The organism is Solemya velesiana gill symbiont (assembly GCF_002020805.1).
Classification (GTDB): Bacteria; Pseudomonadota; Gammaproteobacteria; order Chromatiales; family Chromatiaceae; genus Sedimenticola_A.
The window spans coordinates 29029-41619 of the sequence record NZ_MPRJ01000004.1; the positions used below are offsets into that span (position 1 = coordinate 29029).

A 12591-nucleotide genomic window follows, 5' to 3' on the forward strand; every position below is an offset into this window, starting at 1 on the left:
CGCCGACACTCAATGACCACTTTTCGTTCTCATAAACTGTTCCGCCGAGATTGACAACCAGTTCACGGCTGTTCCAGGTAATGGTTCCATCCAAAGTGAAGGACAGACTACCGGCGGTACTCGTCTGTGCAGGCAGAGTGCCGGTGATCGTGGCAGGCGCACTGCCATCAGGCGTGTGTGTTCCGCCCGGATCGATTTCTATACGGATGGTTATGGGATCACCATTGCTGATGATTTCCAACACATCGTCCGGACTGCTGACCGTAAGATCAATGCCACTGTTATTCGTATCATACGTCTCGATAGCAGTCTCAAGGGCATTTGCTAATGACGATGCTTGGCTTCCAGCTGTAGCCGTGCCAGCCAGTGCATCGTTGATATAAATATTCCAGATGTGCCCGTCGACTATGTTGTCAATGCTGATTTCGACCTTCTGGAACTCGATGGCACTGTCAGTGCTGTCTACCGGCTCGACACGGGTGATGATGCTGCCCGCCGGATTGATGGGCAGGGTCAGGGCATCGGGATAAGTATCACCAGCCAGGTTGAAGGCGTACTGGAAGGGATTACCATCGTCATCCAGGATGTTTGTGTTTATTGCACCCTCGATGATCAGGCTGATATAACCGGTATTGTTGACGGTGACCTTGAAGCGGGAGTCTGCATTCTCATAGACCAGGTCTTCATCATCATCGGTATCACCGGTGATGGCTTCAGCAAAGGCCTTGGCAACATCGACCAGGGTATCATCCGAGTCGACGGTATAATCGTAATCGCGGTATTGGAGGCCGAGGTTCCAGGTATCTCCATCCGTTACCGTAGTGCCGTCAACTCCGGTGCCTACCAGCTTCAGTTCGACCTTGGTGAAGTAGAGGTTGCCAGTATCCTGGACCGTATCGCCATCAACTGCCTCGTCATCGCCGGGTTCGAGCATGTAGTCGCTGATCTCGAATTCGTAGATGTCGTAGGTGCCGTCACCGGCGCCCTGGATCCGTACATAGGGCACGTCGGAACCGATGATAACGGCGCCATCATCACCAACATGGTATGCGGCGTTACCAATTTCCGGATCGTAGAAGGTGAAGAAGTTGACACCGTCCTCGCCTGTATCTATATCCCGCGGATCCACATCCTGAGAAGTGATATGGGTATTATCTGCCTCTGGCAATGGTTCAGGCTTGAACAGGAAGCCACCTACCTCGTGACCTTCTATGGAGACCTGGAGCTCGTAGTCAACACCTTCCGGTACCACGCCAACCTGGAGTCCGCTGTAGGGCCACCAGTTCTCCACTTTCAGGTAATAGGTGCGCTCTGTTCCATCCAGGTCTGCACGGTTGAAGGTGTAAGTGAGATAATCGTCCAGCCAGCTGGTGCTGCCTGAAGCGCCGTACCTGGAATCATAGGGATTCGACCAGCCCCAACCCCTGGCAACTCTGACCTCCACCCCATCGTCGTCTTCACCGTCATCGTCGGCATCAACACTCTCCAGGGTGTACAGGCTCAGGCGGCTCGCCCATATGAGCTCGTCTCCGTAGGTGAAACCGTGATCGATGTCGAAGATACCCTGCAGCGACGATTTGTAAGTAATGACATCGGGGTCACCATCATCTTCATCGATGAACATGTCATCCGTGATGGTGAATTCATAGAAGTCTGCATGACCATCACCGGAGCCGAGGATGGTCAGGTGCGGCCACACCGTGGCGTTCTTGATCTCGTTGTGCGCGTTGGCATTCCAGTCAGGCGCATCGATATTCAGCGCAGTGTAGATGCTGTCATGGATGCCGGATTCGATCATCACTGCCAGTCCGAAATCGCCGATTATCCGCTGCTCTCCATCCACTCCTTCGGTGAAAGTCAGGGTGAATGGCGTAGTATCGGAGATGTATATATGTCTGCTTCCGGCTTCTACACTGGCGGAGAACAGACCACCGTTGTTGATATCGGTAGCAAGCGCAGAAGCGACACTGCTCAATGTATCTGTATCGGCAATCGTATGACTGTAGGGATTACCGTTGATATAAATCCTCCAGGTCTCACCCACCACCAGGTCACCGGACAGGGTCAGCCATGAACTGGTTATCCGGCTGAGGAACCCTGAACCGAGCTGTACATAGTCGGTAGGCTCAATGACCTTGACCTCGCCATTATCCTGGATGACCAGGACACCTGGTGCGTCATCGTCGTGTATCTGCACATCAATGGCATCCGGAACCAGGATCTCTCCATTGGAGCCGGCGGTGTAGACGTAGCTTGTACCATCCTGCAGGAACGCTTCGTTGGTAAGGTTGGTACCGAGGGTCAATGTCCACTCGGTTCCCATGACGATATTCAGATCGTCCTCGTCGAGGCTCACCACCAGGCTGGACCAGTGGGTGTCGCTCTGCTGGCCGGTGATAGTGCCATTGGCGAGAGACTCGACAGCAGCTGACTCCGCGCGTCTCAGTTCAACGGTGAAAGGCCTGCCGTCGTTGCGAACGAGATGGACACCTGCACCTGCCGGGGTCGCATCCGGTGTGGAGGCACCCTTGATATCGAGTGTTCCAACTGCCTGGGCGCCTGGATCTTCGACACTGAAACTGACCGTCAGGGTTTCGGAAGCAGTAATCGTTATGGTGGAGACGTCTGCCGAGGCCGTGAAGCTTGCATTGGTGTCGGTATCGATCAGCAGGGCCAGTGCTTCTGCCACGTCACCCAGGGTATCATCAGTCTCAACCTGGTAGGCGTAGACAAAGCCGCCATTAAGCGTCAGCGACCAGACATCTCCTTCATTGAAGGGTCCTGCCAGGGTGACCCTCTTTTCAGTGTCGGAGACATCGACGATATTCGCAGTTCCTGGTGCCTCGGGTGCAGTCACCGATACCTGGATGGTAAACAGTCCTGTTCCTTCGTCGATATTGATCTGGCTGGTGAACGTGGTGTCGATTACTGCATTATAGGTTCCAGAGTCTGCAATGGCTGCACTGAGCCCCTCTGCAACATTGGCGCGACTGGCATCCATGTCACCTTCGACGATATCGGTTTCCTGGACGGTGTAGGTATACGGTGATCCATCCAGTGTCACTGTCAGGCTCTCACCTTTGATGACGTCACCACCGACCAGTACAGAGGCTGCGACGTACTCAGCCAGGGCCGTATATTCGGTACTGCCGGCCAGAGTAGCCAACCCAAGGGCAACATCTGCAAGGGTGGAAATTTCCGTTTCTACAGGGTACTTGTACTCGATTCCATTGAGAATGAGCGACCAGACGCTGCCTTGAGTTACAAAACCTGTTGCAGGATCCACAACGCCATCCAGGCTACCGTCCAAGGTCGCGATTGCATCGTCGTACGCTTTATCACCGCTGACAGTAACCGTGGCCTGGGTACCGGTTATGCTTGCCGTGCCATCGGAATCGCCGGCAGCTGCAAAGGTCACTGCGAAGAGTTCTACAGTTGAACTGATGGTGATTGTCTCATTGGCAACCGAGACACTGTAAACCAGCGGATCCAGTTCGTTGGTGAGAGCGGTTCCGATGGCCGCTGCAATATTGGCCAGGGTATCGCCCAACTGAACGCTGTAGTCGTAGGAGACACCGTTGAGCCTGAGCGACCAGAGCTCTCCGGACTGCGGAGTGCCGCTGAGGGTGATGTCCGCACTGCTGTAGGACGCGATAATCTGGTATTCGAAAGCCGGTGGTCCGCTGACGGTAATGGTATCGGTACCATCGAACTCTGCTGTCAGGGCCTGGTCCATGTCGCCATTGATGGCATCGGCAAGCCCATCGGCCACGCCGGAAATAATCACACCCAGGAAGTTATCAAGCGTATCTGTCACGATCTCATGGGAGATACGTGCATAGTGGGTGCTCTCTTTCTCATCATCACCGATGGCGCGGACAAAGATCTCCTGTGGCGTTGCCCAATCGTTTTCATCGAAGGTAAGACTGGTGACCAGTTCCTCACCACCCACGATCTTCTTGAAGATCTCTATCTCGCCATCGATGCTTGTCAGTATTATCTCGACAGTACCGGTAGGCTGCTTGGTAAGTACCACAGAGTAACTGTCTTCTGCGAAGTCACCGTTGGCAATGGTCGGATCTTCAGCAACCGTAGTATTGTCATCGGTCGGTAGAATCAGTACTGATGCCGTATCGTTATCGATCACCTCGACAACCACACCGGGAACGATGAGGCCGTCATAGGCGCCACCATCTGCAGGTTCGTCGCCCTGCTGAACCTTGTGCTGCAGGTTGATGACCATGTTGCCTTCGGCAAGAGTGTCATCCACTGGAACAGTGACATAGATCGCCTGTTTCTCGAACCAGTTGGCGCGAGTGAACAAGACAGATGTGCCTTTTTCAGTTCCCTCGACAGAAAGATCTTTGGTTACTGCGACACCGTAACCGCCTGCCAACTGCTCGCTCTCGGTGAGCGGCACCGGTTGAACCGAGATGCGGACATTCTCTTCCGGTGCGCAGGTCAGTACCAGCCAGTAGCGGTTGACGATCAGGCCGGTATCGGTGGTGGCTTCCTCGAATACACGCAGCGGCCCTTCGTCCATAATCACCATGACACCGGGTTCTTCGTTGTCTCCAACCTTGGTCGAGATGTCCTGCACGAAGATGGCGTTGTAGGCCTGGACCAAACTGCTGGCATCGTGTTCGATGAGGCCACTGTGGCCTTCGAGACTGTTGCTGACCACGGTGACGGCCTTGCCGTCGCTGCCGCCTATATTGAAGGTATCACTGCCGACACCCCCGACCACTTCGAGGGCAACCGATTCGCTGGTACTTTCGATGAAGAAGCGGTCGTTGCCTTCCAGGGCGTCTACAACGATCTTCTCGATGCCGCCGTAGGTGATGAAGAGGCCGGAACCGTAGACACCCTCGTCTGTGATCACGAAGTCGTCGCCGAACTCGGTACCGATGACAGTGAGGGTATCGAAGCCGTCGCCGCCCTCTACCCGGACCGGCGCGTTGACGGTGAAGGAGATGAAGTCCGCACCCTGGCCACCATTGATGTTGGTGTAAGGTGCCTTGGGATCGTCCGGGTTGACCTTGACGAAGGCGCGGATGCGGAAGGTGTCGTCGTCTTCGTCGCCGAACAGGAAGAGTTCCGCCTTGTTGCTGTAGACGGTGAAACTGTCGTTTCCGAAGCTGCCGCGCAGGGTTGCGTTCTCGCTGATACCGTTGCTCAGGAAACCGCGGGTAACCTGGGTGGTCTCGAAGTAGTCTTCCTCTGCCAGGCCGTTGTCCGGGTTGGTGCCGTCGCGTGCAGATGCAAAGACCTGGCCGACCTGGAAGGTGTCGTCGCCGGCATCTCCGAAGATGACCAGCGGAGAGAGCGTATCGTCGAGCACGAAGGTATCATCGCCCTGGCGCCCGAAGATCTGGATGGATCCATTGATGTTGCCGTCGTAGTTGACCCGTTCGACAAACCCGTTATCCACCGGTTCACGGTTCTCGTCAACCTCGATGGCCGCAACCATGCCCTGGCCGATTGCCTTGTTCGCCCGCAGCAGGAAGAAGTCAGACTCGTTGGTACCGAAGATTCGCAGCGAATCGACGCCAGGATCAGTGCCAGGACCGTCATCAAATACGTTGATCCGGGAAGCACCCAATCCGGACAGCCCGATATCATACTGATCGCTGCCATTCAGGCCATGCAGGCTCAGTTCGGCGCCGATACCATTCAGGTAGGTCTGGTTGCCGTACTGGTCGTAGTTCACCAGGAACAGTTCGTTACCTGATCCACCATAAATATTGGTGATTCCCTGGCTCGACTCTATGATGATGATGTCGTTATTGACCCCGGCTGTGGGCACTTCATCACCAGTAAAGATCGAGGTGGAACCGGTATGCGTGGAGGCGATAAAGAAGGTGTTGTTACCGTTGCTCAAACGCAGTTCAAGATTCTCAAAACCCTCGTAGTGGATACCAACGGTCATTCCCAGGCCAGAGATGGTGGTCGTGGTCAGCGATCCCTGCTCTTGTGCTAGGTCGCCACTGTCGATGACCCACAGATAATCTGCATCACCTGCCGTCTCTCCGTCGGCAACGAGTGTCAGGAGACCATTGGAGATCGAGTTCAGGGTACTGTCGTATTCGTTTCCTGTAACTGTACTTCCGACGTGAACCTGGTCATTTCCGGCACCCGTATTGACGTTGGTGGCCGCATTGATAGTCTCAATGTATATGACGTCAGCGCCAGTACCACTGGTCACATTGGTGTCTACACCGGTGCCACTGTGAGTGCTTAGGATGGTGAAGGTGTTCGCGTTGGCCGCATCACCCATGTTGATGTTGACGGTCTCGAGGGTGCTGTAGAGAATGCTGCCACCCATTCCGAGTCCGGTGATGGTTTCGTAGGTCAAGGTGCCGCTATCGTCTGCATTATCGCTGGTATCATCGAGATCAAGGATATCGGAATCGTTGGCGCCCTGGCCGTTGACCTTCAGCAGTGCACCGATCTCGTTGACTGTTCCACCCGTATTGGTACCGTTGTCGACATCCGCATTGCTGCCCACGTAGACGATGTCGGAACCAGCCGCCAGGTTGAGGGTGGTCTGGGTATGAATTGCCTGCACGGCCAGGATATCCTCGCCGGAGCGGGTGTTGAACTCGACGAACTCGACGTTCGAATAGGTAATGGTCGTTGCCGCCTCGCCGCTGGCCGTTATGGTGCCGACCCCGGCTTCCGAATCGTGGGTGAACAGGTCGCGATTGTCGGTACCGGTGACCACCAACCTGTCGTCATTGGCCGTATTGTTGTCACTGATGGTGATATCACCCTCGGTGCCCTGGGGCACGGTGACCAGGTAGTGCTCGTATTCGGAGTCGTTGGCGGCGTTGTTGAGAACCACCTTGCCACGCCAGGAGACGACGCCGAGCAGCTGGGCGCCGACACGGATGACGTTATCGAGGTCGTTGACCACGAAGGTGTTGTTGCTGGCGCCACCGATGATCTCCGCCTCTTCGAAGAGGTTTCCGAGATCCTCAACAACGGCATCAGCGTCATAGCGGTCGCCTGCATCAGCCAGTTCGGTATCGGGATCGAGGCCCTGTGCAAACGGCGTTACACCATCATCCTGGTAGAGGGTACCGACAACCAGGTAGTTGTTGAACAGGCTCACATCCGAATCGAAGGTCTCCAGCAACTTGTCGACATCGGTGGTCTCTTCGTCCGCTTCGTCGATCTCGCCGTCTTCGTCGTCGTCTATGCCGTTGTAGATACTCCAGCTCGCATCATGGAACTCGTCGTGGCCAAGGCCGCCGGTAACCGTATCGCTGCCCAAGCCGCTGTCGATCACATCGTCAAACGGCGAACCTACAATTACGTCATCGCCATCACCGCCGTAGAACTCAAGTGCAATGAGATCCTTGGTAATGGCAGAGGCGTTGATATCGTCATTGCCACCCTTGGCCTCGATCTTCAGGGTATCGCCTTCGGAGCGTACACTACTGAAGACATTGATGTTGATGTCATTGGTGAGATCGAAGGTGGTGCGGATACCGTCACCGAAATCATCATCGCTGGTATCTGTCAATTCGATAACATCGCGATTGTCAGAACCCCTGATGATGACTGTATCAGCGGCATTGTCATCGGAGATGATCACCACGGGCTGCTGTGAGGTTACCTTGACCGCGTCTTCACCCTCACCAATGGTTTCGGTGACAGTTCTGGTCTGGCCCGTATCGGTGACCAGCTTGCCGGTATCGATATCCACGTTACCCACGCCTGAACCGTCAAGATAATCCACGGTGATGTTATCGGATCCACTACCTGCATCGACCACCAGCCGCTCTATACCGGTGGCTGTGATGTAACCCTGGCTATCATCGTCAACCATGACAGTATTCGTTGTCGGGCTGCTGATGTAGATCACGTCGTCGTTGATGGAGGCGGTTATCCAGAGCATGTCGCCGTCGGTCTCTGCCGTCTCACCACCAGCCACGTTGTTCAGTTCTGACTCGTCGATAATCCAGGTGATCAGGTCGTCGCCGTCGCCACCGTCGATGTTATCGTCACCACCACGGCCCTGAATATCATCATCGCCGGTACCACCGTTGATCACATCGTTTGCGGAACCGCCCAGCAGTTTGTCGTTGCCACTATCGCCATTCAGCGTGGCCTGACCTGAACCATTATGAATAGCATAGTCAGAACCCGTACCACCGTTATAGACGACTGTTGTGGATGCAGATCCGGTTTCAAGGTAGTCATTGCCGTGACCACCGTTGAAGATGGCATGGCCACTGCCTTCATGAATCATTACATCGTTGTCGTTATCGAAAGGATCGATAGCGGGGCCGCCGGTGAAGGTTACGTCTGACAGTACACCTTCGCGGATATAGAGATGGTCTGCCCCGGTTCCACCGTCTGCGACAATGCTGGAAACACCGGTATAGACCTTTTCACGACCGCCGAACTTGACGCGGACAGTCTCGTTGCCAGCGGTACCTGCAACATGCTCGACGATAAAGACTTCGTCCTTCTGGTCTTCTGCGATACCGCGGTCCCCCTGGCGAAGATCGCCCATGTTGAGCTGGAGTGCGCCACCGCTCCAGGTCTTGGTACCTCCACTACCAGCATTACCGGCCAGGTAGATGGGTTTGGGCAGTTCGATGTAGCCCAGGGTAAAGCTCATGGAGACCTTGATCTTAACGAACAGGATCTTCACCGAGGCCTTGGCGCTGACCTTGATGGGTACACGCCCTGCCCCCTCGGCGGTCACGCTGAAGCTGAAACCGACAGAGGCGAAGGATATGCCGAACGCCTTGAGCTTGGCCGATGCGCTGAAGCTGATACCGAAGCTGAACTCCTCTGTTTCAGGATTCTGTGTCAGCCATACCCGAGCGGAGAAGTCTGCAAACAGGCCAAATCCGCTGCTGCCCAGTTTCAGGCCACCCCTGATAGTGATATCGAAGTGACCCTTCGAATTGAGCCAGCCGTTAGCGCTTACCGTGGCAATGCCGAAGAAGTCCATACTGGCATTGAATTGGAACTTCCATCCACCGAGGCCGAGCCCCAGGTGACTGCCCACATCGATACGGAAGCCGGCGTTGAACTTCAGCACCTTGAGGATGACGATCTTGCCGTTCAGGGCCAGGGTGAATGACTCTTTTGCAATCGTGATGCCTGAAAGTGTGCGAGCGGCTCCAGATGTGTTGAGTTGCAGTGTGCCGTTAGCCTCGATCTCGAAGATGCGCAGAATATCGACGTCGAGGGAGACATCAAGTACAAGGGCCAGACCGGGGTTACTATCCAGGTAGACGCCTGCACCACCCTTGGCCTGGAGGCTCATGGGACCGAGTATCAGGGTCACATCGAACTCGATGGTGAATGTCGGGTACTGCATGCGGATGGTGACCGAACCACTGGCCGAAGCAAAGCCGAGGAAGGTCACCGAGCCGTTGATGGTCAACAGGAATCCGGATTCGACCAGTATGCCGTCTGCCGTCTCCTTGGCGTAATCGGCGGTGTTGAGTTCCAGCAGGCCGCTTGCACTGAACTGCAGACCCAGGTCGCCGCCGAATCCGGCGTCGATATCGACCGCCATTCTGAGGACCAGCCCTTCATTATCGATCAACAGGCTGCCGTTGACACTAAGCTCACCAATGCCATCCAGTATCAGCACGGCATCAACTACAACTGCAAGTCTTAGGGTTTCTTCCGGCGTTCCTTCGTTCACTTTTTCGAATGCGAGGGTAAACCGGCCTTCAATGACCACCAGGTCTGCGATGTTCATGCTGCCCAGGAGGACAATGAACAGACCAGGAGTCAGTGCGATCTCGTTTATGTAGAATTGTGATGAGTCAGCAGGATCCAGCATCAGTTCATAGGCTGCTGCAGAATCCGGGTCGACTGCTTCATAGGGCACGCTTTCATCCACGTAGTAATCGTGCTCCTCGTAGAATTCGTACTTGGTGACAAACGAGTCCACGTAGACCGTTTCGCCAAAGGTATTCACCTCGAGCACGAAGAAGCCTTCGATATTCACACCCGGAATGATGCCGTTGCTGTCGGTAGCAAGTGACAGGGAGGCTCGACCTATAAGACCGGCACCCAACTCGTCACCATTACCTTCTATGCCGTCGGGATCGTAATTGGAGTAAAGAACAAAGTGGAGCGAACCTGTCAGAACACCCACATACTCTACTTCGGCACTGACTGCACCGGCGATCTCGACAGTGGCGCCATACTGCGACACGGAGGCGGTGAAGGCGATGAAACCGTTCAGGGTTATGACGTCGAACAGGTTGATCGAACCCTGGATCCTGGCTGCCAGGTAAGCCTCCGGAGCACCACCTGATGGTTCATCCCCCAACAGCGTCGGTGCGGTTGCAAAGATCTCAATCTCTGTCGGATCACTCGGCAGCAACAATGGCAGGAAGGAGTCCGGAACCTGGAATGCCTGCTCTTTCAAGGTGGTGTTCAGCATCACCTTGACTTCACCCTTGATAGTGAAATTGGCACCGGAATCCTCGCTCGGTCCATTCTCGGCCGTTTCGGGTTCTGTGCCAACACTGAGCTCAAGGCTGAACAGGGCCGCAATACCGGCGATACCTGCGTCAGGATTTTCTACATAACCACCATTGCCATCCTCCATCAGGTCGAGATCGAGTATGACCAGACCCGTGGCCTTGCCTTCAAGGGGACTACCCTCTGTCGGCAACAGTGCCGCATTGGCAAGCGCAAAGATCTCGAACCGGGTCGGCTGTATGTTCAGGTAGAAGCCACCGTTCATGGTGACCCACGGATTTTCGAAGTCACCGTCAGGTTCGATATTCAGCTGACCCAGGATCTCGATGCTGAAGGAGAGCGGTGCCATCTCGAAGGTCTGGTATTCGGACCTTACGATCAGGGTCTCGGTCTCGCCACGCTTGTCGAGTTCGACAAAGTAGACGTCGTTGCCGTCGAAGATCTTCCACTTGCTGAAATCGGCGCGCTGGACGATAGCCATGACGGAGGCATCGTCGCCCAGGGTGACATCAACCTTCGACAGGAAGAGGTCCTTCCAGGTCTGGGAGAGTGCCTGCTCGCTGAACAGGCCGCTGGAGAGTTCATTGGCCTTGGAGACGTCCTCATTGACATCGAAGATCTCGTCTCCGGGAATGCCTTCCAGTGAGATACGCTCGGTCTTCGGTGCGCTGGTGGCATTAATCTGCAACAGTGCACTGCCCTTCAGTTGGATGCCGAGGTTCTCGAGGAACTCGAAGTTGGTCTGGATCTTGGCGACACCCCAGAACTGCGGCAGTGATCCGAAACTGAGATCCTGTTGCAGGATGAAACGGGCCGCAATGGAACCAATGTTGCCCAGCTTGATGATCTTGACCGTACCCGAAACATCCAGGGTGAAACGGACTGCAGTCCTGCCGTCTTCAAACTCAGCTTTACCGATTTCCAGTGTCATCTGGCCGCGGATGTCGAGAATCGGCTCGTCCAGGAAGCCGGCACCATTGAGCTGCAGACCACCGGCGATGGTGATGAAGAAGACCTGTCCGGTGACAGTACCCTGGTCGTTGCCGTTATCCTGGGTATTGTCCTGTACCTGCTCGAGCAGGTTGAAGCGCTCGGTTTCGGCACCACCCGGATTGCCGACCTCGTCCAGCCAGCCTGCATCGGCGAACACGACCTTAACCGAGCCGGCTTCATAGTCGCGCTCCAGGTAGTAACGGAAGGTTACCTGGTCATCATCTTCGCTGATCTTGGTCGGATCGACAGCCACCATGGTCGCACCATCGATGGTGAATTCGTCACCGTCGATAGTGGCCTTATCGATGGCCACGCCACCCGCCTTGTTGTAGCGGACATCGATCCAGGTCTTGGTGTCGGCCTGGTTGATGGTGATCGAATCGGTCTCGACAACTTCGCTGACCTCGTTGTTGGTATCAACATCGGCATCGTAGTTGAAGGTCCAGGAGCCAGCCACATAGGTAACGGTAACCTTGTCACCGGTTACGACTGCACCCTGGTCACTAAAATCGAAGCGGTAGGTTCCCGGAGGTCCCTGGGCGCCGATCAGTGAGACAAGCAGCTGACTCGCAGTGCTGTCGGCGACGGTAATTTCGTCGCCGGCGATGGAGTCAGTATCAAGATCCTGGGTGCTGCCGAAGGATACGGTAATGTATTTGACACCACTATCATCCTCCTGAACCATGGCTTCGAAATCGGCAAAGTTGGCGATTCCGTCACCACTGACCTGATCTACGAACTCATAGCTTTCGCTGATGAAGTCGATGTCGAAAGTAATGCTTGGTTCTTCGAAGCTTCCGGTATACCAGTAGCGGAAGGTGTAGGTACCGGCCACATCGTCCTGCTCGAGCAGTACCGGTGCCTTGCTGTCGTCCAGCGTGATCGGGCTGTCGTCAGGCAACGTGAATTCCGGATCGAGATCGGTGACCGACTCGATATCCAGCTCTGACGCATAGGCCGGAAGCGTGAAGACCACGTCAAAGTAGCCCCGCTCGTTGAGGTCGGTGACATCCAGGTTTGCACCGTCCACCGGGTCTACCAGGTCAGCGGTGAGCTCTTCCACCGCAAAGCTTTCAACACCGGGCAGGTGTCCTACCACCCTGTTCTCATCGCTGCCGACATCGATGCCTT

1 protein-coding gene (only partly in view) is annotated in these 12591 nt (G+C 55.3%); it reads right to left on the bottom strand.

The whole window is internal to a LamG-like jellyroll fold domain-containing protein gene (locus tag BOW53_RS12660) on the bottom strand: the coding sequence, 44703 nt in all, runs 16643 nt past the left edge and 15469 nt past the right edge, and what appears here is coding positions 15470-28060 — codons 5157 (partial) to 9354 (partial); the first complete codon in reading order (the gene reads right to left) occupies positions 12587-12589. Both the start codon and the stop codon lie outside the window.